Here is a 24,503-nt window from a genome sequence, read left to right as displayed (position 1 = left end):
TTACAGGTTACTAATAATAGTGTCCGCGAACTCGGAGCATTTCACCTGTGTAGCACCGTCCATCAGACGGGCAAAGTCATAAGTTACGATCTTTTTATTAATGGACGTCTCCAGCCCCTTGTAAATCAGGTCAGCTGCTTCTTTCCAGCCCAAATGTTCAAGCAGCATAACGCCGGACAGAATTACGGAACCAGGGTTCACTACGTCTTTGTCTGCATATTTTGGAGCTGTACCATGCGTAGCTTCAAAGATAGCATGCCCGGTTACATAGTTAATGTTTGCACCTGGCGCGATCCCAATTCCACCAACTTGAGCAGCCAAAGCATCGGACAGATAGTCCCCGTTCAGGTTCAGCGTAGCAATGACATCAAATTCAGAAGGACGAGTCAGCACTTGTTGAAGTGCAATATCAGCAATCGCATCCTTAATAATGATTTTGCCTGCATCTTCAGCTGCTTTTTGAGCTGCATTTGCCGCATCCTCACCTTCTTTTTCCTTGATGACATCATACTGAGCCCAAGTAAATACTTTATCTGCAAACTCTTGCTCAGCTACTTCATAACCCCAGTTTTTGAAGGCACCTTCGGTAAATTTCATAATGTTACCTTTGTGTACGAGCGTTACACTCTTGCGCCCATGGTCAACGGCATACTGAATAGCTGCCCGTACCAGACGCTTTGAACCCTCGGAGGAAACTGGCTTAATCCCAATTCCTGAGGTTTCAGGGAAACGGATTTTATTCACGCCCAGCTCTTGCTGAAGGAACTGAATTACCTTTTTCACGTCTTCAGACCCCTCGGCATATTCGATCCCTGCGTAAATATCTTCTGTATTCTCACGGAAAATGACCATGTCTACCAACTCAGGACGTTTTACTGGAGATGGGACACCGTTAAAGTAGCGAACAGGACGCAGGCATACGTATAAGTCCAGTTCTTGGCGCAATGCCACATTCAATGAACGGATACCACCGCCAATAGGTGTCGTAAGTGGACCTTTAATGGCTACAATATACTCACGGATGGCTTCCAAAGTATCGTTAGGGAGCCACTCGCCGTATGTATTGAAAGCTTTCTCACCAGCGAATACTTCATACCAGGCAATCTTTTTCGTGCCGTTATATGCTTTTTCTACAGCCGCATCCAGTACGCGCTTGGAAGCTTTCCAGATGTCGCGACCTGTGCCGTCACCCTCGATAAACGGAATTACCGGATGATTTGGAACCTGCAGTTGACCGTTATCAATTGTAATTTTTTCGCCTTCAGTTGGGAGCTCAAACTTTTCAAATTTCGCCATAAGTTCCTTTTCCTCCTCAGATATGAATGGGTACAGGACGAAAGACATGATCTTTATCACAGACAAAAACGTATATCTCTCGCCGACCCTTCTATTGTACCTTATTTTTTAAATTCAGGGTATACAACCTCAATCTTCCTCCAAAGGTTAGCGCAGCTCTGGGGACACATATTTTTGATCCATCGGACCTGTGTATTCCGCACGCGGACGAATCAAACGGTTATTTTCATACTGCTCCAAAATGTGTGCAGTCCACCCTGATACACGGCTTACAGCAAAGATAGGAGTAAACAGGTCCCTCTTGATACCCAACTGGGTATATACGGAGGCAGAATAAAAATCCACATTCGGCTTCAAGCCTTTTTGCCCTGTTACAATACTCTCAATTCGAACTGACATATCAAACAACGTAGTGTCGCCGTTCATTTCTCCCAGCTCGCGGGACATTTTGTGCAAATGTTTGGCACGCGGATCACCGTTTTTATAGACACGATGCCCAAAGCCCATAATTTTTTCGCGGTTATCCAGTTTGGCCTGAATATAGGAGTCCACCTGATCCAATCCGCCAATCTCCTCTAGTGTTTTGGCAACAGCCTCATTGGCCCCACCATGTAACGGTCCTTTTAAGGCCCCAATGGCAGACGTGATCCCGGAATAAATATCTGATAAAGTGGCTACCGTTACACGCGCAGCAAAGGTCGAAGCATTCAATTCATGATCGGCATGCAGCACGAGAGCCTGATTGAACGCCTTAATAGCCGTCTCCTCCGGGTCCTTGCCAGTCAGCTGATACAAAAAGTTTTCAGCAATGGAAACACCTTTTTTAGGCGCAATTGGTTCCAAGCCTTCGCGTATACGCGCTATGGCTGCCACAATTGTGGGCAATTGCGCCTGAAGCTTGACGGTTTTGGTCACATTGGACTCTCTTGACATATCATCCGCCTCTGGGTCATACAAAGCAAGAGACGATACAGCTGACCTCAAGGCAGCCATCGTACTCAATTCTTTCGGGTATAACTTTAATTGAGTAATAATTTCATCCGGAATAGCAGCATATTCGCTTAACTGGCTGCGAAGCTCTTGCAATTGCTCTTGGTCAGGTAATTTTCCAAACCACAACAAATAAGCTACCTCTTCAAAATCAGCGTTAACAGCCAAATCATCAATGTTATAACCCCGGTACGTGAGAACGCCATCTACGATAGAGCTTATGGAGGAAGTGGTCGCTACGATCCCTTCCAGACCTTTAGTCGCTGTCATCGTTACATCTCTCCTTTGTAAAAACATTGTGAACGGACTTGCAATGTAAACATTTTCAAAAGTAAGATATGTCTTTTATTTAGCTGAGTAATGTTAACGCCATATGTCAATATTTAAACCTTCTTTCACTATACTGGATTTTGTCGTTTATGTGAACATTGAGGGCTATTCCAACACATTCAAATGTTTTATCGCATCTATAAAGAAATTTTTGAAACCCCTTACAAAATATATGCGTTCATTTGCACTTTTTTACATAGGTCTTGTCTTACCCTCCTCCCGCATAAGTATAGTAGAGTACTTCCTTTAAGGAGTGCCATCGAAAAGAAAGGAGTCGTGAGAGCTTGAGTCGGTTAATCTTGAATCGCATATTTCGTGCTCTATGGGTCGTAATCGTGATTGTAGCTCTGTTGCTGGGCATATATATGCTGTTCCCTCTCGTTTATCCTTTCCTATTCGCCTGGCTTGTGGCCTATGCTATGAACCCATTGGTCGTTTTTTTGCGTAACAAGGCTCGTATGCCACGTTGGGCGGCTGTCACGGTCTCCTTATTTGTATATTTAGGCGGAATCGCAATCATCCTGTCTGCTGCAATCACCCGAATGGTTCGAGAAATGATTAAGCTGGCCATGACTTTTGACGGGCATATCGAGCGTTTTAAAAGCCTGTTTATTGATTGGACGCAAAGCGATTTAATCCAAAATATAATTATTGAAATCAACCATTTTATTCGGGATAATCCCGATTACCAACACACCATTAACAGCAATATTGATAAAACGACTCAAACCGTCAGTTCTGCTGTTACTACGCTAGTCGGTCAATTTTTTAATGGGGTTTTAAATTTGCTAACCTCTCTGCCTAATATGGGAGCTGTGCTAATGGTTATTGTATTAGCGGCCTTTTTTATTAGTAAGGATTGGGATCGACATAGTCGAATACTTTCGAATACGGTTCCTGATACGATCCACAAACCATTGTCAGATATTTGGCACGATCTGCGTAAAGCATTGTACGGCTATTTGCGTGCACAGTTTATTATCATTTCCATTACGGCATTAACGGTTATCATTGGGCTGTTCATCTTGCGTGTGGAATCGGCCTTTACCATCGGTTTGATGATCGGGCTGGTGGATTTGTTACCTTATTTAGGGGTTGGCATTGTGATGATTCCGTGGACACTGTATGCGTATATGTCAGGGAATTTGGCACTAGGGGTTGGATTGTCGATCCTCTATGCCATCTTGTTGATTGGACGGCAGATCGTGGAGCCTAAGGTGCTGGCCAGCAGCGTGGGATTGAACCCGCTTCCCACCCTCATCGGTATGTTCATCGGGCTCAAGCTGTTTGGCGTTTTAGGACTCATTATCGGACCTGTATCACTCATCGTTCTTGATGCACTGAATCGTGCAAATGTCATTCAGGACTTGCGCAACTACATTCTTGCTGGAAGAGTCCGCTAGGTTATAGAGAGGAGACAACGGCAGCTCAGTCAAAACCGCCGAAACGTAATACTGCCGTTTTTCATTTTTTTCTCCAGCCACTTTAATAAAAAACGTCGGTACAATACTCGTGTTAAAGGAAACACCAACGTAAAACCAATAATATCCGTTATAAATCCAGGGATAAGCAGCAAGCTCCCGCCGAAAAACACACATAATCCATCCAGCATTTTACGGCCAGGCATTTGGCCCCGGTTCATTTCATTTTTGGCATCGGCAATCACCTTTCGACCTTCAAATTGCATCATGGCAGCGCCAATCAAGGTCGTCAGAATAATGAGCAGAATAGTTTTCCCCGCTCCAATCCAGTGACTTACCCATATAAACCCGTACAGCTCCGCCAAAGGAATGAGCAGCAGCAACAGCCACAGACGTTTACGCATCATCATGACTTCTGTCCCTCCCCGCCTGTAAAAGCAGACCTTAACGCAGTGTACAACTCAGGCAGTGCCTGATCGAGCCGAACGGGCTTCCAGTCGGTATTCAACCACACATGTCGTGTCGATCCTGTGACCAGCAGTTCTCCCGGCAGCGTGTCAGCCTCTGTCCATACCTTTCCCACATTGTTTTGGTGCTCCTCATCCGTTACCCGTCGAACCTCATAAGTATAGTTCAGACGTAGTCTGGAGAAGTCCGTAATAGCGGTATAGATAGTAACTAAATCATCATATCGAGCAGGGCTCGCATATTTCGCATTGATTTCAATAACTGGCAGCAAAACTCCTCGATCTTCCATGCTCCGGTAGTTAAAGCCTGCCTGCCGAATCATTTCCGTACGCCCGATCTCAAACCAGTTTAAATAATTCGCATGATACACGACCCCCATCTGGTCGCTTTCCTGATAACGGACACGTAGAGGTGCGCCATACCATCGTAGTTGCGTTTGTTTCTCCTCTTGAGTCATACAAGCTCTCCTATCTTTGTGCATCTTTATCTCTATTTTGCCCTCTCTCCATTAAACCATATTTACCGCCTGGGAACAAAAAGAGGGCCGAACCATACGGCTCTCCCTCTCAAAGCATTTAGAATGATGGCTTTATTATTGTGGCAACGGCTTGGACAGTTTATAATATCCACTTTCCGAAGCCAGTTTCAGTAAGCTCTTTGCCTGACTTCCCGCCCAGGCGTAACCAAGTCGTCTTTCTTCACTAATTTTCATGATGTCCGTATACTTTTTGCCATCTCGGTCTGAGAAGAAATACTTATTGTCCTCCACGTTGTAGAAACGATACCACATCACGCTTGATGCATCCTTTTGGAAAAACTCCGGACCTTGACGATTGTATTTCATGCCGTCGATCCGATTCGTGTCAAACCATTTCAAGGCACTCTGAGCTGCTTTTTTCACCTCAGTCGTCTGAGGTTGAGACATTAAGAATGCGGTAATGCCTACCGATTCCGTCGTTGTTTTGGAAGCAAGCTCGAATGCTCGCGCAGGCACAGATTCATAAGTAACCGGATCATGCTGTGCTCCCCAAATTGTTGGTGTGCCATTGTTTACAATTTGAGCTTTTAGTGTATACTGTACGCCTTTATTCAGAGCCTGCTGAAGTCTGGAGCGATATGTATTGTCAAGAATATCGCTATCAAACGGCTGCCTTTTGTTTACAATGTCATCTGCCAGTACCATCACTCTAACCATAGCATCATCGTTGTAAGTTGCGGCATCTGAGTAATTACCACGTTTAGGGTAAACCTGTGGCCAAGCGCCAGAGGAATATTGAGAGGTTAGTACGAAATCAATTGCTTTTTGTACACTGTTTTTAATGTCTTTGTTTTTAGTTTTTTTGTATACATCCGCTAAAAAGCGGATCTCGGTTGTCGTGGCCTCGTTATCAAACGTTCCGAGTTCAACACCATCCTTGCTCTTCCATGTAGAACGTGCTGCCTTGCCATCCCATTTGGATTTATAATTCTTTTCCATCGCTTTGAAGAATCCACCATGCGGCAATTGCCACGATACAATATTCAAAGCAAGCGTAGTGTCCTTGGATGTATTTCCTGTAGAAAATTTACTAAAATCACGATACTTATCCAGCAAACTACTCACATTCACACTAGCCAGTGGAACAACAGCATTTTTGTAAACGTTTGCATCATTGTATACGGCTTGGGTAACACTCGCACCTGCATCAGTCACATTCTGCTCAGCTGCTGCCCATGAAGGGCTAACAAGTCCAGTTGTTAGGGTAATAGCCATTCCAGAAAAAGCAATCCATTTGACAGATTTTTTAACGTTAAACTTCATTGCAAACCTCTCCTTTAATTGGATTGTGGTATTTCAAGAACTATTAAACACATGTATTATATGAAAATATAACCAAATAATCAATATATTTTATTATATACAAATGTAAGAGTTTACTAAACTAATAAAAAAACATCTTACCAATACTAGATTAGTAAGATGTTTATCATGTTTTATATCTATAACAAGTCGTCAATCTGGACGGCTTATCCAAAGCGACCCATGATATACTCTTGAGTCAACTCGTTTTCAGGATTGGTGAATATATCGTTTGTTTTCCCATGTTCCACCAAACTTCCAACATAAAAATAGGCAGTATAATCGGAAATTCGTGCAGCCTGCTGCATATTGTGCGTCACAATAACGATGCGCAGTTCTTTTTTCAATTCGGTAATAAGCTCTTCCACCTTGCCTGTAGACACAGGGTCCAGTGCGGAAGCTGGCTCGTCAAGCAACAGAATTTTCGGTTGAACGGAAAGTGCACGTGCAATACAAAGCCGCTGCTGTTGCCCGCCAGACAGAGCAAGAGCCGAATCGTGAAGACGATCCTTGACCTCATCCCATAATGCCGCCTTACGCAGGCTGCTTTCGACGATTTCATCGAGCTGCTTCTTTTTGCGCACTCCCCGGTATTTAGGACCGAACGCAATGTTATTATAAATCGATTTGTAAAAAGGGTTAGGCCGTTGCCACACCATGCCTATTTGCTGACGCAGCTTGATCACGTCCGTCTCAGGTGCCGTTAAATCCTGTCCGTCCATCCAAATATGTCCCGTTGTCGATGAAGACGCAATCTCATCATTCATTCGGTTAAGGGAACGCAAAAAAGTCGATTTACCACAGCCGGAAGGCCCAATCAGGGCGGTCACGGTCTGCTCTGGAAAAGCTAAGTTTACTTTTTTCACGGCCTCAAAGCTTCCGTAATAAATACTCAAATCCTCAGTACTGAACGGATGTGGCGCTTGCCCCGCAAGTTGTTCTGAACGCGTAGACTGAACGGATGTTGCTGGTGTGGCGGTTTTTGCCGTTCGTGTAATCACATGTTCCATTGTTCTCCATCCCCTTTCTAATCCATTCGTTTGGCAGCTGTCAACCGACGGTAAACGACTCTTCCGAACCATCTTGCACTCAAGTTGAAGACCAGAACGAGCAGCACCAATACCGCAGAAGCGCCTGCGGCGATATCTTTGGAGTCAGGAGCAATGCCTTCACTGTTGACCTTCCAAATATGAACAGCCAATGTTTCGGCAGGTCGCATCGGATTAATAGGCGATCTGGCATGCAATGGATTCCAATCGGTAAAATCAAGCGGCGGTGTACTCATCCCTGCTGTAAACAGCAATGCGGCGGCTTCCCCAAAAATACGGCCTGCGGCCAAGATGGTACCCGTAATCAAGCTTGGCAGCGCTGCTGGCAACAAAATGGAGGTAATGATTTTCCACTTGGACAATCCGAGCGCAAGTCCGGCTTCCTTTTGCTCCTTCGGTACAGCACGGAAAGCCTGCTCAGTTGTGCGAACCATCAGCGGCAGATTGAATACGGCTAGAGCCAGCGCCCCTGACAAGAGGGAAAAGCCAAAATTAAATGTATTGACGATGAGTAATAGTCCAAACAATCCAATGACGATCGACGGGAACGAGGACAATACTTCGACGACAAGTCGTATGAAGTCCGTAATTTTTCCCGGCTTTGCATATTGCGCCATGTAAATGCCGGCGCCCCAGCCAATTGGAATGGTGATAATCAAAGTTAAGATTAGCAAAAATACAGAATTAAACAGTTGCGGACCAATGCCGCCACCTGCACGTAACGTTTGCGGAGCACTGGTTAGAAAGTCAAAAGAAATATGACTGACTCCACGGGCCAAAATGAAGCCCAGCAATCCCACCAAAAGTGCAACAATGAACAAGGCGAAGAAACAGATTACAAATGTAGCGATCTTGTCGGTCGTTTTAGCTTTCATCAAACCCGGTTTCTCCTTTCAAGCAGCCTAACCAGCAGCACGAAAATGAATGTCATGAGCAGAAGAACAAGCGCCATACTCCAGAGTGCATTGTTATGAACGGAGCCCATCGCTGTGTTGCCCATGCTAAGTGTAATGACGCTGGTCAAGGTCGAAGCGGATTCCAGCAAGGAATGCGGTATGTGCGGAGCATTCCCGATGACCATCTGTACAGCCAATGCTTCTCCGAAGGCACGAGCCATCCCGAGAATAATTCCTGTTAAAAGAGCAGGCAGCAGCGTCGGGATAATAACACGGGCAATTGTCTGCCAGCGGGTAGCCCCCAATGCATAAGAGGATTCACGCAGGCCTCCCGGCAAAGAAGACAACGCATCCGCCATAATACTCGTAATTGTCGGTAAAATCATAACCGACAACACAAGGCAACCTGCGAGAATACCGATGCCTTGTCCCCCGAACACGTTTCGCAGCAGTGGGACGATTACGGTCAAGCCGACAAAGCCATAGACGACCGACGGAATGCCGGATAATAATTCAATGGCAGGCTGAAGGATACGTTTACCCGATTTTGGCACGATTTCCGTCATAAACAAAGCTGCACACAAGCTAAGCGGACTGGCAATTAAGGCCGCTAATATGGTTACGGCAAAAGAACCCGTAATGAACGGAAGCGCGCCGAAGGACTTGGGCTCGCCATCCGGGCTCCATTTGGTTCCAAAGAAAAACTCTCGCAGACTGACTCCATTCACCGCAAATGTAGCTACACCTTTGGAGGCAACAAAATATACGATGGAGACAATGACTGCAACTAAAAAAACGACACAAACCGACGTATAGATGCGGCCGGTCCATTCTTCCCAGTAATGTCTTTCTTTCATAACTCGGGATGGTTTTTTCTGTTCCATGTATGCCTTCCCTTCAATTGGTTCCATACTGTAACTCCTTTAAGCGAAGAATAGAGGCCGGACGCTAGTCCGCCTCTTCTTCGTGAATATACTCGCGTTAGCTGCGTTCATCCGAACAGGAGATCGCTCTCCTTATTTCGTGATATTACCGTCAGCATCACGTTTCACTTGCATACCTGATACCGGAATGTATCCCAAGTCTACAACGTCTGTTTTTTGGATTTCATCAGACAGAATGTAGTCCAAGAATGCTTTTACATGTTCTTTTGGCTCACCCTTGGTGTACATATGCTCATATGCCCACACTGGATATTTACCTTGTTCTACATTTTCAACGTTAGCTTCCACACCGTCATACTTCAAAGCAGTAACTGTGTTGTCGATGTAGGACAGAGCCAGGTAACCAATCGCACCAGGTGTTTCAGCAATCAGCTTTTTCACAGTACCAGAGGAATCTTCCTGAATGGAGCCTGGCAGATCTTCTGTTTTTTGTCCCAGCGCGTATTTTTCAAAGGTTGCACGAGTACCGGAGCTACTTGGACGGTTCACGATCACGATTTTTTGATCTGCACCGCCAACTTCTTTCCAGTTCGTAATTTTACCTGTGAAGATTTGTACCAGTTGATCTTTTTTCAGGTCTGTTACGCCTACTTTAGGATTCGCTACCGCTGACATAGCTACAACAGCTACTTGGTGATCGACCAGCTCTTCTGCGCCGCTCTCCAGTTTTTCCTTTGCAAATACGTCAGAGTTACCGATATCCGCTTGTCCACCGGAAACTTGAGTCAAGCCAGTACCGCTACCGCCACCCTGCACTTGTACCGCAATGCCTTTATATTTATCGACAGCCATAAATTTTTGTCCCGCTTGCTCTACCAATGGTTGAAGTGCAGTGGAGCCAACAGCCAGAATGTTACCTGTCAGTTCAGCAGCTGCTTTGTTGTCTGTTCCTGCAGCAGCGTTTCCTTGTGGTGCAGCATTGTTACCTGATCCGCAAGCTGCAAGTGCAAATACCATGGTGAGAGTCATCAGAATGAACGGCCATTTTTTCAACATTTTTTATTGTCCTCCCCTTAGTTAAGTGACGGTTTTTTATTTATGACCATCAACACTTTTACATTGTAGGCCTGGAATGTTAGACGAACGACTAGGTTTTGTAAAACAAATATAAAATATTGATAGATAAATTGTTTTTCAGTATATAATTAATCTATATTGTGAATTCACGCATAAATATCAAGTAAGGAGAATTGTTCGATTCCATGAATATTTTAAAATTGCGCATCTTAGTGCTGATCGACAAATTCCATAAAGCGACGGAGGTAGCTGAAACTTTGCAGATCAAACAGCCCACCGTCAGCTTCCATATGAAAAGTCTGGAAAAGGAAATGGGTGCAACTTTATTCTCTCTCCAACAAGGGAGGACTATGCTCACTGAGGCTGGTAAAAAAATGCTCCCTTACGCAAAACAGATTCTCTCTCTCGAGCAAGACGCCAGACAAGCTGTAAATGAACTGACAGAACAATCAAAGGGTCAACTACGTCTAGGTGCAGAGTCGATTTCGGGCATGTATCTTCTCCCGACTATCATGGCTGATTTTGCTCAGCAATATCCAGAATGTCGTATTCAGTTAGAAATTCAATCTCCGAATGTAATCAAGCAGCTACTGAAAGACGGAGAAGTTGATTTTGCTTTTCTCGACGATGGAGAATCTCTTCTGGAGAATACTGTGGCAGAACCAGTGGCTTCAGATCAGGTGGGGATTATCCGCTCTGCATCGGCAGAGACATCCAAGTCACTGGACATCAATGGGCTCGATACGCTGGATAAGCACATATGGGTAAAATATAGCGGGCCATCCGTTGTAGATTCCTATTCTTCGCTAATTAAATCCCATCTGGAAATCAACTCTTGGGAAGCAGTAAAGCAAGTGGTAAGTGGCGGTGACGCGCTTGCCTTCTTTCCTGCCTGCGGAGTTCGTATCGAGGATCATACTGTCCCCTCGGTGGAATGGCTTCCTTTTCCCGAAGCTGACAGCACAAAGAGCCATTATCAAATAAACATCGTGTATCAACAAGATACACATAGGAACATGATGCAACAGGCATTCCTTGATTTTATACGACGAGAAGGAATAAGAACTAGTTAACAAAAAAAAGAGCATTCAGGTCTTATGGACCTGAATGCTCCTTTACTTATTGTAACGAGTAAATGCCATCCCTGTATTACTTTGCGGGGACTACAATTACGCTTGTGCTGGTACGCAGCTAATTTTGATCAGGTTCGTGGAACCGGAATCACCAAGAGGTACGCCCGCTGTTATCACAACCAAATCGCCCTCTTTAACGAGGCCAGATTTGCGGCCACCTTCCAGCGCATTGTCAAACAGACTATCTGTTGTGTCAACGATGGGTCTGCCTTGTACTGCATGTACGCCCCAGATCAGAGCCAAACGGCGAACTGTTCTTTCCTGTGTTGTCACAGCGACAATCGGAGCTTCAGGACGGTATTTAGAGATCATACGCGCCGTTGTTCCGCTTTGCGTGGACGTCAGGATTGCTTTGGCATGCAGGTCAAGTGCAGAAATAGAAACGGATTGGCTGATTGCTTCTGTAATACTAATTTCTTGAGCCGTTCTTTGTTTTTTGAACAAATCGCGGTAGTTCAGAGAAGACTCAGCTTTTTCGGCAATACGTGACATGGTCAATACAGATTCTACCGGATATTTACCCGCAGCTGTTTCGCCGGACAGCATAATTGCATCTGTTCCGTCAAAAATAGCATTGGCTACGTCACTTGCTTCCGCACGAGTCGGACGCGGGTTACGTTGCATGGAATCCAGCATTTGTGTTGCTGTAATAACAGGCTTGCCAGCTACATTACATTTGTTAATCATCAATTTTTGCGCCAGAGGCACTTCTTCAGCAGGAATTTCCACACCGAGGTCACCACGGGCAACCATCAGACCATCCGAAGCTTCCAAAATTTCATCCAGGTTGTCAACACCTTGCTGATTTTCTATTTTGGAGATGATTTGAATGTGGCTTGCGTTGTGCTTCGCCAGCAATTCACGAATTTCCTGTACATCACTTGCTTTACGAACAAAAGAAGCCGCGATGAAATCAATGTCCTGCTCAATACCAAAAATGATATCATTCGCATCTTTCTCCGTAATACCAGGCAATGAAATAGCAACGCCTGGAACGTTAACGCCCTTCTTGCTTTTGATCGTTCCGCCATTGACAATGCGGCATTTGATTTCAGTGCCTGATACTTCAATAACGGTGAGTCCGATCAGACCATCGTCGATCAGAATGGTGGAGCCGGGCTCCACGTCCGAGGGAAGATCCTTGTACGTAATGGAGATACGATCTTGCGTACCGAGAATTTCTTCCGTTGTCAGCGTAATGAACTCGTCCTGAACAAGCTCAATAGGTTCAACTTCGAGCTTTCCTGTCCGGATTTCCGGCCCCTTCGTATCGAGCAAAATAGCAACATTTTTGTTAAGCTCCTTACAAGCTTGACGGATGTTTTTAATCCGGTTGCCATGCTCCTCGAAATCACCGTGAGAGAAATTCAGGCGGGCTACGTTCATACCAGCCATAATCAGTTTCTTCACATTTTCCAATGATTCACTGGAAGGACCGATGGTACATACAATCTTAGTTTTGCGCATTTGGGTTTTTCCTCCGTTTTCAAAGGTGCTACTCTTTATATCTTTTTCCAACAATTAAATCTACTACACTTTTTCCTATTTGTATAGGAAGTTCGTCATATTTATTGTTACCCGTTTCCAGCGTATTACAACATAGGTTCAGATTCCGAAGGTTTTAAGAAAGTATATTGTCCTATTTTCCGGAATTTTTGATACCTGTCTTCTCTCAATTCATCGCAGCTCATATTCGTAAGGTCTGCCAAATGACGTTCTAATAACTCCTTGATTGCGGCAGCAGTCACTTCATAGTTACGATGTGCGCCCCCTTTCGGCTCTGGCACAATATCCTCGATAATCTCCATGCGCAGGAGGTCATTAGCGGTGATCTTCATCGCTTCAGCTGCCTGATCTGCCTTAGAAGCATCTTTCCATAGAATCGAGGCTGCGCCGTTCGGAGAAATAGCCGAATAAATGGCGTGTTCCAGCATCAGCACACGGTTACCCACTGCAAACGCAAGCGCACCGCCGCTTCCACCCTCGCCGATGACCACACAAATAACAGGCACCGAAAGCTTTGCCATCTCCCGCAAATTGCGGGCAATCGCTTCCGATTGACCTCTCTCCTCTGCTGTATTACCCGGATAAGCGCCCTTCGTATCAATAAATGTAATAATAGGACGCTTAAATTTTTCAGCCTGCTGCATCAGCCGCAAGCCTTTACGGAATCCTTCCGGATGAGCACTACCAAAAAAGCGTGCAATGTTATCTTTCGTATCCTTACCACGTTGCTGACCAATGACGGTCACCGGAATACCATTTAGCTTGGCAATCCCGCCCACAACCGCCAGATCGTCTCCGAACAAGCGGTCGCCATGCAATTCAATAAAATCTGTAAACACCTGCTCGATCAAATCAAGGGACGTTGGTCTTTGATGATGACGAGCCAGATGCATCTTTTGCGATGCTGTAATGTTCGTGTATATTTCTTCTTCCATCTGGAGATAACGTTCTTCCAGACGGTTAATTTCATCTGTAAAATCAATTTGCTTGTCCTGTCCGAATTGCTTAAGTTCTTCGATCTTCTGTCGCATCTCGACCAGGGGCTTTTCATAAGGCAATTCGCCAGCCATTTATTCCTCCCCTTTCACACTGTGCAGATCAAGCAATTGCCCAAGGGTATCACGCAGTTCCTTGCGATGTACAACCATATCCAATTGTCCGTGCTGCAAATTAAATTCGGAAGTTTGGAAATCATCCGGCAGCTTCTGTCTGATCGTTTGCTCAATTACAATGCGACCTGCAAAACCAAATACAGCACCTGGCTCTGCAATAATAATATCTCCAAGCATAGCAAAGCTGGCGGAGACTCCACCTGTAGTCGGATCAGTGATCACAGAAATATAGAGCAATCCCTGCTCGTCCAGACGAGCGAGAGCAGCGCTTGTTTTGGCCATCTGCATCAGACTCAGAATACTTTCCTGCATACGTGCCCCGCCGGATGTGGAGAAGATGATAAGCGGCAAGCGCTTGTCAATCGCCTGCTCAATGGCACGCGTAATTTTCTCTCCAACGACCGAGCCCATACTGCCTGTAAAAAAGTCAAAGCTCATCACCGCTACAACAACAGGATGCCCATGAATAAGGCCGTCGCCCGTAACGACAGCCTCGCGCAGGCCAGATTTCAGGGTCTGTTGCTCCAACTTACTTGCATATCCCGGAAAGTCCAGCGGATCAACCGAAATCATATCGGCATCATATTCCGTAAACGTGTCTTCGTCGAGCACCATGCGAATGCGATCCATTGCATTCAAACGCATATGGTATCCGCACACCGGACACACTTTCAAATTTTTCTCCAACTCTTTGCTGTATTGAATACTTCCACACTTGCCACATTTGGTCATAAGACCTTCGGGAATTTCCCGTTTGGGACGATCCGGCATGTCCGCTTGATCGCCGCTCAGCGCCCGTTCCGAAGGGATGGTCGCGTATTTACGCTTCTTTTGGAATAAATCTTTAAACACAACTACACCTCTCCAGCCGTTTATTTGTCAGCCGTAACCGATACAAGGTCCTCTGCCGTCGATGCGGCACCTCTAAGCATTATGTTCATACACACGTCAACGCCTGTTAATACAACATTACCGCCGATCGTGCATCCTTTGTTCCATTCATGCTGCTGTATCACTTCCGCCGTTCCGGACTCAAGGGCGCAAAATCGAATTAAGCACTTCCTGTATTTCTTCGACTTCACCCGAAGGCACAAGTATCTCAAACTGTTGCTTGGATGCACTGATGGCCCGGGTCTGCACCATAAAACCTTCTTCAGACAGTTTGAGCTTAATCATGTCAGCCAGTCTGGCCGTCGGTGCAATATATATCACCGTCCACATGCCTTGTTTCTACCCCCTAAGCCTCAAGTTTTGAGCCCATATAATAGACTCATGATAACATACCTTACTTTTTTCCCGCAACAAAAGCCCTCCTGATCATTCAAGTTCCGTCGGAGGGCCTAGATAATCATTAATTCTGTTTATTCAGGCCAATTAAACATCCAATGATGCAGGATAATGCTTGGCATGAAGGCTCCGATGGGCAATACGCGAAGAAGCGGCGGCAGCCAATCCGGCGACAAGATCGTCTAAAAACACATGAATACCACTGCCTTTTTGGTTCAGCTTATCGATAATTCCAATCTTTTCTTTATCCAGATAGCCAAAACTGGTCAAGCCAATCATGCCGTACACGCTCGTAATGCCAAGAGCCATTGTCTCGTCCACTCCATACAGCGGTTCGTCTGCCTCCATAATGGCTTGAAGTGGCTGGGGAAGAAGTTTTTTTTCGGCCAGCTCATCGAGTGCAATGCCTGTCAGCAGTGTATATTGTACCTCTCGCTTTTGCAAAACCGCTTTGACACTTTCTACACATTCTTCCATAGTCAAATGAGGATAATATTTTAGCTGAAGCTGAAAAACAATGTCCGCAATGGACTCGATCCGAATGCCTCTGCGATTTAACAAGGTTTCTGCATATTCATAGGACATAATTTCCCTCCCGCTTTCACCATGCAGTTCTAATTCTTCCACCGTGCGGGACCTAATGGTGCAGGACACGTGTTGAATCTCCTGTTCCGCCAGTTTTCCAAGTGTATGCGAAAGGGAAGGAAAATGTTCATTAAACCGTTACAATAAGGGCGGGTTGCTGTGTGTCTGTCATTTGACTTTCACGGTGCCTTCACCTAGCATCGACTCCATTCGATCAAAAAGCTGAGGAGAAGGCTTAATGCTGTAAGCATCACTCAACGCCAGCAGACGCTGGTTGCTCTCGTAAAAAAGTACGGTAGGCACAGCACCGGGATGCTCCTGTAGCAACGCCTTGAGGCTGACCAGCAAGCTGGCGTCCGCCTCGGCCTGGCGGGTGATTTTGACAAACACCCGCTGACGGGCGGAGGCTTCCGAGCCGCGCGGGGAAGGCACCTGCTCACCGTGAGCCGCTTCGCCTCCGCGTTGTGAGGGGGCCGCTACGGGACGAGCCGCCTTCTGCTGCGGCGAAGCTGATGGAGCGGCTGCTGAAGGCAAGGGCGACATACGCGGCGCTCTCCCGCCCGGACTGTCAGCAGCTGGCACGGATGTTGCAGTTGCTGCGGACGAACGTGCGCCGGTACGCCGGCGCTGAAGAAGTCTTGCCAACGCGTCTTCCGCCAGCGGGGCTGCCTCATCCGCAAGGAGCTTGAAGTGCTCGTCCTGCTGCTGCATCTTGGCACGTAGTGCAAGCAAGGCACCCTTTTCAATCCACTGCTGGCTTCGCTTCCATACCTCAGGAAACAGCACAACCTCACAGCGCTCAATCTGATCCTCCAGCTCAATGAAGGCCATGGCCTTTCCCTGCTTGGTCGTAATCGTCTTGAGTGACACCACCATGCCTGCGGTTACAATAACTGTTTCATCTGGCACGTCGCTCAGCTCCATCAGACGATCCGCTTGGCTGCTTTCCAGCAGCGACTCAAAATCATCTAGCGGATGCCCAGACAAATACAGTCCCAGCAGTTCGCGTTCCAGCTCTAATTGCTGGCTGGTACTAAATGGAGGTACATTGGGGTATTCAATATCCCAATTAGGCATTTCCACAAAGCCAAACATATCAATTTGCAAATCGTCACGTTCCTTGCGCCATTTGGCAGCTGCATCCACCGTTTCATCCAGCATGGCAAGCAACTGTGCCCGATGGCCTGTCAATGAATCAAATGCCCCTGCCTGAATGAGCGATTCAATCACTCTCTTATTACACACCCTCAAATCAACGCGTCGACAAAAATCGAGCAAGCTGTCGAAAGGGCGTTCCTTACGAACAGCAAGAATGCTTTCCATTGCTTGTGTGCCGACATTTTTAATGGCAGCCAGTCCAAAGCGGATATCACCCTGCTGTAATGGGGTAAACAGCACCCCACTCTCATTCACATCAGGCGGCAACACTGCGATATCCATACGACGGCATTCGACGACATATTCAGCCACTTTTCGATGACTTCCCATGACGGCCGTCAGCATGGAAGCCATGAATTGTACTGGATAATGGGCCTTAAGATAAGCCGTCTGGAATGCTAGCACACCATAAGCAGCTGCATGGGCACGCGGAAAACCGTAGTCAGCAAAACGGACGATCATATCGTAAACCCTGCCGGCTTCCTCCTCTGTGTACCCCTGTTTAATACTGCCTTCGACAAAATGACCCCGCTCCAGATCCAGCACCTCGCGTTTTTTCTTAGACACCGCGCGGCGCAGCAGATCGGCCTCTCCCAAGGAAAAGCCAGCCATGCGCGATGCAATCTGCATGATTTGTTCCTGATACACAATAATACCGTACGTATCCTTTAAGATCGGTTCAAGATCAGGATGCGGATAAGAAACCTCAATCTGTCCGTGCTTAGCCTGTATAAAGTTGGGGATAAAACCCATTGGGCCCGGACGATACAAAGCCAGGACAGAAATGATATCCTCGAAAACACTCGGTTTCAAATCCTTGAGTACCCGGCGTATACCGGCCGACTCCAGCTGGAACACGCCCCCTGTATCCCCTTTGCCCAGCAAGTCATAGGTATGCGGGTCATCGTCGGGAATACGGCTAAAGTCAGGTGTTTCTCCATGCTGCTCCGCAACCCAGCGCATGCACCGTTCAATAATGGAGAGCGTACGTAGTCCAAGAAAATCCATTTTCAACAAACCAATGCGCTCCAGATTTTCCATTGAGTACTGCGTTAAAGGAACCCCTTCGCTCCCCTCTTGCAGCGGAACCGCATCGGTCAATGGAGTCCGCGAGATGACAACACCCGCCGCATGTGTCGAAGCATGGCGAGGCATTCCTTCTACTTTGATCGCCATATCCAGCAGTTCACGTGTCTTGGGCTTCGTTTCATACAGAGCCTTCAGCTCAGGGGTAATCTCCAGCGCATGCCGGATATTAATACCGAGCTGCGCCGGGATCAACTTGGCCGCCTTGTCCACCTCACCATACGGCACATTCAATACACGGCCGACGTCACGGACTGCGGCTCTTGCCGCTAATGTCCCAAAGGTAATAATTTGCGCAACATGCTCATTTCCGTACTTCTGTACTACATAGTCGATAACCTCGTCACGGCGTTCATCGCTAAAATCAATATCTATATCTGGCATGCTGATCCGTTCAGGGTTCAGAAACCGTTCAAAGAGCAGATTGTATTTTATCGGATCGACATTCGTGATATTAAGCACATAGGCGACCAAACTACCAGCGGAGGAACCCCGTCCCGGACCGGTTGCAATCTTATGCTTATGAGCAAAAGCAATAAAATCCCATACAATCAAGAAATAATCGCTGAAGCCCATACTGTCAATCGTATTTAATTCGTAGTTTAGCCGCTGGTCCAGTCTTTCCCGCTCCTCCGGCTGCTCCCATACAGGATCGCCTCCGTAGCGACGCTCTAGCCCTTGCATACACAGACTACGCAAATAGGACGAAGATGTCATGTCCTCTGGCAGCGGGCGATATTCAGGCAAAATCGATTGGCCGAATTCCAGCTCCAGCTCGCATTTTTCAGCAATACGCACCGTATTAGCGATGGCTTCTGCTACATGTGGAAATAAACGAGCCATGTCCTCTTGACTTTTCAGATACAACTGACGTGTTGGTATACGCAAGCGCTCCTCATCGTCAACTGTCTTCCCTGTTCCGATACAAATCAGAACGTCCTGGACATCAGCATCCGGCTCGGTTAAGTAATGCACGTCATTCGTCGCCACTAGCGGAATATCCAGTTCCTTCGCCAATGCGATCAATTGAGGATTTACGCGTTTTTGCTCCGACAGACCATGATCCTGAAGCTCCAGATAAAAATCTTCGCCAAAAATGCTACGGTATCGTTCGGCCGCACGCCGTGCTTCGGCTTCCCGACCATGCAGCAAATGCTGCGGCACTTCACCGCCCAAGCAAGCGCTCAAGCATATGATGCCTTCATGATGGGCAGCCAAAGCATCCATATCGATGCGCGGCTTATAGTGAAAACCCTCCAAATGGCCAATGGAGCACAACTTCATCAAATTTTGATAGCCTGTTTTATTTTTGGCGAGCAAAATTAAATGATATATGGGCTGATCCTTCCGGCTGCCACGCTCCTTGCGCGATCCTGCCGTCATATAAGCCTCACACCCGATAATCGGCTTAATGCCGTTCTCTACACATGCTCTATAAAAAGGAATGGCACCGTACATGACCCCATGATCTGTAAGAGCCAGCGCCTCCATTCCATAAGCTGATGCCTGTTTGACCAATTCCGCGGTACGAGCCGCGCCGTCCAGCAGGCTGTACTCGCTGTGAACATGCAAATGCACAAATGAACTCATGCGCTTCTCTTCCCTTCACCGCTTGATTTTCTTCAAACTATTTTATCATATCCACGTTAGTAGCGCCCATAGAATAAAAGTACAGACCCGGGCGGACAAGCGCGGTCCTGATTCGTATACCCAAGGAGGAAAAGAGCATGAGCACTTTTATATCCAAAGCGATTCTCGACTTCTTCATTGCCTTCGGCATCGTGCTCGGAGGAGCCATGCTCGGCGGAATGGGAGCTGTAGTATCGCTTCAGCCGCCTACCCAGACGATGCTGGAGGTTGCAGGAAGGATTAAAATATGGGCGCTTGCCGCCGCTGTGGGAGGAACGATGGACCCGATCCGGGTCATTGAGAGCAATATGTTGGATGGTAATTTGTCACCTGCCATTAAGCAGATATTGTATTTGATTTTCGCCTTTTTAGGCGCTCATATGGGTGCAGAGCTGGTCAAGTGGGTATGCGGCAACGGACGGCCGTGAGGTGAAACGACTATGAGAGTCCCTCCCTTTGAGCGCCTGCGCCCTTTTATGCAATTATCCTCCGTTTTTGTACTCGGTATGATTACGGGAGGATTGATCTACAATGCCATCTGGCATGCGAGCTTCAATCAGCTGTGGATGAACAACCAGGACCTTCAATTCCAGCTCCAGCAAGCTGAAGAGGACAACAAAACATTACGTAAATACAGCAAGCGCCAAACCGTCATCAAAGAAATCAAGCTGATTGCGGAGGAAGCCACGGCTGAAAAAATTGACTCTATTAATCTGAAAGAGCTTCTTCGCCGCGTCAGTCGTGATCTGGAGGTGCTGCGCGGCAGAGATATGTTTGAGATTGACTCTGACAGCAAGCTGGTACGTATGTTGCTGCACCAAAAAAAATACACCGTTCGTGACAAGGAGTATACAATCCAGGTCAAAACGATGCTTGTAATGGAAGGTGTGCTGCAAATCTGGCTGGAGGCCAAAGAAAGACTGCCTCAAAGCCACTAAGTCGATCTATTTAACTCCATCTTCTGCTCCAATCCAGAGGTGGATTAACCATGTTCAATGGATTGAAGCGTCATCACTGCTTTGCACACCAAATGATTTTCCCGAGAAATCGCAATTTCTAGCTTGCATGTGCGGCGACTCATCTCAAGCAGTAAAGGACGAAGAACGACAGCATCCTCAATCTGTACTGGTCGAATAAAATAAGTTGTCAAATTATCCAGCACATAATCCTTGCCGCTCATATCTCTAGCTGCCCGGTAGCCCGCTTGTGTCATCACGTTGACCAGTACGCCTTCCGAGATCGTCCCTAAATTGGTAGCCATCTGTGGAATGATAAAGCCGCGAAAAAATAATGATCCGTCCTCATTACGCTCCTCAGCAAAACCGTTCCAGATCAGCTGGTCGAACGTCTCGCCAAGTTGTGGCTGCTTTTGGGCGTTACGCAGCGCCTCCAGCACCTCACGCCGTGTAACGGACCCGAGCAGCTTACGGTTGCGGTCCACGACCGGCAAGTAATCTACACCTTCCCATGCCATCATTTGAGCAGCAGAAGCCAGCGAGGTCTGGTAGGTGACCGTAATTGGGTTACGGATCATACATTTATCCATCGTATGCTCAGGTTGAAGTCCTTCCACATCTTTACGGCTGACGATACCAATTAAACGATTCCATTCATCCACTATGGCAAAATGATGATATCCCGTGGTCGCTGATAGCTCTTCAAATTCGGTCAGCGTGCTGTTGATTTTCAAGGTCAGCGTCTTCGGTTTGCTGGCCGCAATGTCTTCAATCAACATAATTTTCTTTTTGATCAAGCGGTCAAATATCGCCCTATTAATCATAGAAGCCACGGTAAATGTATCATGACGCGAGGAAATAATCGGCAGACTGATCTGGTCTGCAAGCTGCTTAACCTCCCGACTCGTACCGAACCCCCCTGTAATCAGCACACCTGCTCCTTGCTCTAATGCAAGCGAATGCGCATCCTCTCGGTTACCTACGATCAGCAAACTGCCTGCGTCAATATAACGAGCCATGGCTTCCTCACGCATCGCCCCGATCACATACTTGTGCAGCGGCTTCTCGAGCCCCTCGCTTCCGCCCAGCACATGTCCCTCTACAATATTCACAACATCCGCAAAGGTCAGCTGCTCAGACAAGCCGCGTGGACGCTTCTCCACTCGTACTGTTCCGATCCGTTCCTTGGTAATGACAATTCCCAAATTCTCTGCTTCTTTCACAGCCCGATAAGCCGTGCCTTCGCTAACGCTCATTTCTTTAGCCAACCTGCGCACAGAAATTTTGGAGCCTATTTTTAACTGCTCGATATGACGCAATAGCTGCTCATGCTTCGTAACTGTTTCATCTAGCCCGTCCAACTCTGTTACACCCCCAACGTTCAATCTGTATCATTCTGTATCTATTATACCACAAAACCCCTTTGTTTTAGACCCTTGTTATTAGGATATCTTTGCTTTGAAAATAACAAAAAAGCGGTCCCTTGTTACAAGAGACCGCTTCGTACTAGAAACACTTACAGCATTTTGCCTTTGTCAGCTTTGTTATCCCATTTCATCTGCCACTGCTGCATTTTGGCCCGTCGCACACGCTCCAGCGTTTTACGCTTTTCCTCATCTACACCCAGCAAAAAATGGAGGTTCGCTCCGATGACAAGCAATGCAAAAAGTACCCATACCATCCCAAAGCCGTTGACCCAGTTCAAACCACCTGCCAACGAGATGCGTGGTAATGCGACCAATACCATAGCCAATGCAATCAGTGTGTACAAACCGTGTTTCCATTTCTTAAATGAACCCAATCGTATCCCTTCCTCTCCCTGTGACTCTATGTATCTAGTCTATGAGAGGACAGGAAGGAATATGAGACAAACTTACAGAGACGAACCGTACAAATGTTGAAGACTGTCCGCAATAATCTTATTTACGTCCTCAATAATCACGCTCAAGCGACGTTCAGCGTCGAACAGACGACGGATGTTGAGGTTCAAGCTGAGTACCTCGAACATTTTTTCCATCTTTTCCATCTCTTCCTGTGCTGGCATATCGCCGCTCATCATCCGCTGTTGCACTTCCATTTGGCGTTCACGGAAATCGTCGAGCATTTTCTTGGCTTCTGGATCCGTTTCAATCAGCTTCATCGCTGACGTAATTTCCTCTACCTCTTTGCTTTCTTTCAATGCTTTTGCTAAATCATGGGCTTTGTCATAGATATTCATGATTGTTCATTCCTCCATTACAAGTTTTGTGTCAACATTTCACATTGTCCGTCAATCACCAAGGTATATATGTCCTCATATGATGAATCAGTGCTATTACAGCCCATTCACGTTTCCCGTTACTTTCAAGACATCAAGTTGCTGCCCGGAAGGAGATCCACGATGTCCATCAAAAAAACAACGATTCAAATCATCGGATCGGGCATCTTGCAGGATGACGTACTCATGGTCGGCGAGTCCCTGCTTCGCAAATGGAAAATATCCGCAGGCCACCCCGTTCAGCTCGCCTTCGGTTCGTTCCGCCAAGAGGTTACCGTCATATCGGTACCCCGATACAGCGGTCTACGCGTGGGAAGCGTACTGGCCCGAAAAATGGGGCTTCATGCCAGTCATGACAGTTGTAATCTGCGAGTAACCTACAGCCGAGGCCGCCGGACACTTCGAGTGGGCCCACTTATTAGCGTGCTGGTTAGTCGGGATTATCCCGAACAACCCGACAAGCCTTTCGGGTCGATCACCCTGTTCTGCCGTGAACTAGTCGGGGAATGCCGCAGACAAGGAGCATATGTGTATTTCTTCACCCCGGAGCATATCGGAAGTCAGCCCGGGCGAGTTCAGGGATGGGTGTATGACGGAGGCTGGAAAAAGACGGTCATGCCTGCCGGCGATGTCGTCAATAACCGGCTTACCTCCCGTAAACTCGAGAACAGAACTAGCGTACAGCATTTCATGAAAGAAGTAAAATCGCAGTACGGCACAGCCTTTTTTAATGAAAAGTTTTTGGATAAGAATGAAGTGTTTGATGCACTCAAATCGAATTCTTCCCTACGCAAGTATTTACCCGAGTCCCACTTGCTGCAAACCTTTGCCGTTTTCAAAAAAATGTGCACCCAGTATCCCTCTGTTTTTCTCAAACCCGTGCGCGGAAGCCTTGGTAAAGGCATCATGCGCATTAACAAGCAAACCGATGGTACCTTTTCAGTGCTATCCACGACAGCAGGCACACCCCGAAAGCAAACGTACGCCAATGTCGATAAACTGTACAAAAGCTTAGCGGGAAAAATGAAATCAACACGCTTTCAGCTGCAACAGGGTCTTACCTTGATTGATCACGGTAAACGTCCGGTCGATTTTCGCGCGCTTGTACAAAAAAATGCGTCTGGAACCTGGACCGTAACATCCATTGTCGCTCGGATCGCCGGAGGCAGCCACTTTGTATCCAATCTGGCAAGAGGCGGTACGCTCAGTACAGTCAAGGAAGCACTGGCCAAAACCACGCTGCCCGCAACTGTTAAATCGAATGGTCTTACCTCTCTTAAAACAGCAGCACTGGATATCGCAAGCGGAGTAGAAAAGGCAATTCCCGCCCATTTCGCGGAATTTGGTATTGATTTGGCGATTGACAGCACGGGGCGTATCTGGTTGCTGGAGGTCAATTCCAAACCATCAAAAAATGACAATACGCCGTTAAACGATCAGAAAACCCGCCCGTCCGTAAAAAAAATGATTGAATATTGCTGTTATTCAGCCGGATTCAAATGAATCCATCTCTTCCAGAGTCCGGCTGCCAAAGGAGCTGTTG

The 24,503-nt window shown here is 46.9% G+C and carries 23 protein-coding genes; 5 read left to right on the top strand and 18 right to left on the bottom strand.

Annotation, left to right across the window (positions count from 1 at the left end):
- Together icd and citZ are read right to left on the bottom strand one after the other, a co-directional pair.
- Nucleotides 1–1,296, bottom strand: a complete 1,296-nt coding sequence (icd, locus tag ACH59B_RS08670) for an NADP-dependent isocitrate dehydrogenase (RefSeq protein WP_016819629.1) — start codon at nt 1,294–1,296, stop codon at nt 1–3.
- 147 nt (nt 1,297–1,443) lie between these two features.
- Nucleotides 1,444–2,556, bottom strand: a complete 1,113-nt coding sequence (gene citZ, locus ACH59B_RS08665) for a citrate synthase (protein WP_016819628.1) — start codon at nt 2,554–2,556, stop codon at nt 1,444–1,446.
- 344 nt (nt 2,557–2,900) lie between these two features.
- On the opposite strand from citZ, the gene ytvI reads away from it, so the two are divergent.
- Nucleotides 2,901–4,019, top strand: a complete 1,119-nt coding sequence (gene ytvI / locus ACH59B_RS08660) for a sporulation integral membrane protein YtvI (protein WP_153795050.1) — start codon at nt 2,901–2,903, stop codon at nt 4,017–4,019.
- 29 nt (nt 4,020–4,048) lie between these two features.
- Here the strand turns inward: ytvI and ACH59B_RS08655 are convergent, their stop codons facing one another.
- The 7 genes from ACH59B_RS08655 to ACH59B_RS08625 form a co-directional block, all read right to left on the bottom strand.
- Nucleotides 4,049–4,447: an FxsA family protein gene (locus tag ACH59B_RS08655; RefSeq protein ID WP_013370347.1), complete on the bottom strand. Its 399-nt coding sequence runs from the start codon at nt 4,445–4,447 to the stop codon at nt 4,049–4,051.
- Nucleotides 4,444–4,962, bottom strand: coding sequence for a thioesterase family protein (locus ACH59B_RS08650; RefSeq protein WP_017425912.1), 519 nt, complete (start codon nt 4,960–4,962; stop codon nt 4,444–4,446). Before ACH59B_RS08650 ends, ACH59B_RS08655 begins: the two co-directional genes overlap by 4 nt.
- A 135-nt stretch (nt 4,963–5,097) precedes the next feature.
- On the bottom strand, nt 5,098–6,306 hold the full coding sequence (gene pelA, locus ACH59B_RS08645) for a pectate lyase (RefSeq protein ID WP_102997782.1): 1,209 nt from the start codon (nt 6,304–6,306) through the stop codon (nt 5,098–5,100).
- A gap of 206 nt (nt 6,307–6,512) precedes the next feature.
- Complete coding sequence (pstB, locus tag ACH59B_RS08640; RefSeq protein WP_016819624.1) at nt 6,513–7,355, bottom strand: phosphate ABC transporter ATP-binding protein PstB; 843 nt, start codon at nt 7,353–7,355, stop codon at nt 6,513–6,515.
- Between the two features lie 17 nt (nt 7,356–7,372).
- The gene (gene pstA, locus ACH59B_RS08635; RefSeq protein ID WP_016819623.1) at nt 7,373–8,269 is read right to left on the bottom strand and encodes a phosphate ABC transporter permease PstA; all 897 of its coding nucleotides are present in this window, start codon (nt 8,267–8,269) and stop codon (nt 7,373–7,375) included.
- Nucleotides 8,269–9,201, bottom strand: coding sequence for a phosphate ABC transporter permease subunit PstC (gene pstC / locus ACH59B_RS08630; RefSeq protein WP_242210738.1), 933 nt, complete (start codon nt 9,199–9,201; stop codon nt 8,269–8,271). The genes pstA and pstC overlap by 1 nt, the downstream gene beginning before the upstream one ends.
- Before the next feature lie 105 nt (nt 9,202–9,306).
- Nucleotides 9,307–10,230: a phosphate ABC transporter substrate-binding protein gene (locus ACH59B_RS08625; RefSeq protein WP_242210737.1), complete on the bottom strand. Its 924-nt coding sequence runs from the start codon at nt 10,228–10,230 to the stop codon at nt 9,307–9,309.
- Nucleotides 10,231–10,436: 206 nt separating this feature from the next.
- On the opposite strand from ACH59B_RS08625, the gene ACH59B_RS08620 reads away from it, so the two are divergent.
- Nucleotides 10,437–11,324, top strand: a complete 888-nt coding sequence (locus ACH59B_RS08620) for a LysR family transcriptional regulator (protein ID WP_242210736.1) — start codon at nt 10,437–10,439, stop codon at nt 11,322–11,324.
- 96 nt (nt 11,325–11,420) lie between these two features.
- Here the strand turns inward: ACH59B_RS08620 and pyk are convergent, their stop codons facing one another.
- From pyk to ACH59B_RS08590, 6 genes are all read right to left on the bottom strand, one after another.
- Nucleotides 11,421–12,851, bottom strand: coding sequence for a pyruvate kinase (gene pyk / locus ACH59B_RS08615; protein ID WP_016819620.1), 1,431 nt, complete (start codon nt 12,849–12,851; stop codon nt 11,421–11,423).
- Between the two features lie 125 nt (nt 12,852–12,976).
- Nucleotides 12,977–13,960, bottom strand: a complete 984-nt coding sequence (locus ACH59B_RS08610; protein ID WP_016819619.1) for an acetyl-CoA carboxylase carboxyltransferase subunit alpha — start codon at nt 13,958–13,960, stop codon at nt 12,977–12,979.
- Entirely contained in the window at nt 13,961–14,854 is an 894-nt protein-coding gene (gene accD, locus ACH59B_RS08605; protein WP_016819618.1) for an acetyl-CoA carboxylase, carboxyltransferase subunit beta, read from the bottom strand.
- Nucleotides 14,855–15,034: 180 nt separating this feature from the next.
- The gene (locus tag ACH59B_RS08600; protein WP_007429680.1) at nt 15,035–15,223 is read right to left on the bottom strand and encodes a hypothetical protein; all 189 of its coding nucleotides are present in this window, start codon (nt 15,221–15,223) and stop codon (nt 15,035–15,037) included.
- A 153-nt stretch (nt 15,224–15,376) separates the two neighbouring features.
- Complete coding sequence (locus ACH59B_RS08595) at nt 15,377–15,874, bottom strand: phosphatidylglycerophosphatase A (RefSeq protein ID WP_025364511.1); 498 nt, start codon at nt 15,872–15,874, stop codon at nt 15,377–15,379.
- Between the two features lie 168 nt (nt 15,875–16,042).
- Nucleotides 16,043–19,708 (bottom strand): DNA polymerase III subunit alpha, encoded by a 3,666-nt coding sequence (locus ACH59B_RS08590; RefSeq protein ID WP_249507362.1) that lies wholly within the window; start codon nt 19,706–19,708, stop codon nt 16,043–16,045.
- A 137-nt stretch (nt 19,709–19,845) separates the two neighbouring features.
- Here ACH59B_RS08590 and ACH59B_RS08585 point away from each other — a divergent pair, with 137 nt between their 5' ends.
- Complete coding sequence (locus ACH59B_RS08585; protein WP_013309582.1) at nt 19,846–20,175, top strand: YtrH family sporulation protein; 330 nt, start codon at nt 19,846–19,848, stop codon at nt 20,173–20,175.
- A gap of 12 nt (nt 20,176–20,187) precedes the next feature.
- On the top strand, nt 20,188–20,685 hold the full coding sequence (locus ACH59B_RS08580) for a hypothetical protein (protein ID WP_016819615.1): 498 nt from the start codon (nt 20,188–20,190) through the stop codon (nt 20,683–20,685).
- Nucleotides 20,686–20,729: 44 nt separating this feature from the next.
- On the opposite strand, the gene ACH59B_RS08575 is transcribed toward ACH59B_RS08580, so the two are convergent.
- The 3 genes from ACH59B_RS08575 to ACH59B_RS08565 all read right to left on the bottom strand — a co-directional run bounded on the left by ACH59B_RS08575 (nt 20,730) and on the right by ACH59B_RS08565 (nt 22,921).
- Nucleotides 20,730–22,064 (bottom strand): DRTGG domain-containing protein, encoded by a 1,335-nt coding sequence (locus ACH59B_RS08575; protein ID WP_013370334.1) that lies wholly within the window; start codon nt 22,062–22,064, stop codon nt 20,730–20,732.
- A gap of 155 nt (nt 22,065–22,219) precedes the next feature.
- Nucleotides 22,220–22,504: a hypothetical protein gene (locus ACH59B_RS08570; RefSeq protein ID WP_017425916.1), complete on the bottom strand. Its 285-nt coding sequence runs from the start codon at nt 22,502–22,504 to the stop codon at nt 22,220–22,222.
- 72 nt (nt 22,505–22,576) lie between these two features.
- The gene (locus tag ACH59B_RS08565; protein WP_016819612.1) at nt 22,577–22,921 is read right to left on the bottom strand and encodes a YlbF family regulator; all 345 of its coding nucleotides are present in this window, start codon (nt 22,919–22,921) and stop codon (nt 22,577–22,579) included.
- A gap of 162 nt (nt 22,922–23,083) precedes the next feature.
- Between ACH59B_RS08565 and ACH59B_RS08560 the strand changes: the two genes are divergently transcribed.
- Nucleotides 23,084–24,463, top strand: coding sequence for a YheC/YheD family protein (locus ACH59B_RS08560; RefSeq protein WP_016819611.1), 1,380 nt, complete (start codon nt 23,084–23,086; stop codon nt 24,461–24,463).
- The last annotated feature ends 40 nt before the right edge of the window (nt 24,464–24,503 follow it).

The sequence above is a fragment of the Paenibacillus sp. DP01 genome (genome assembly GCF_044784315.1).
GTDB lineage: Bacteria > Bacillota > Bacilli > Paenibacillales > Paenibacillaceae > Paenibacillus > Paenibacillus polymyxa.
Note: the sequence above shows the minus strand (reverse complement) of the source record. Positions and strands in the feature narration are given on the sequence as shown.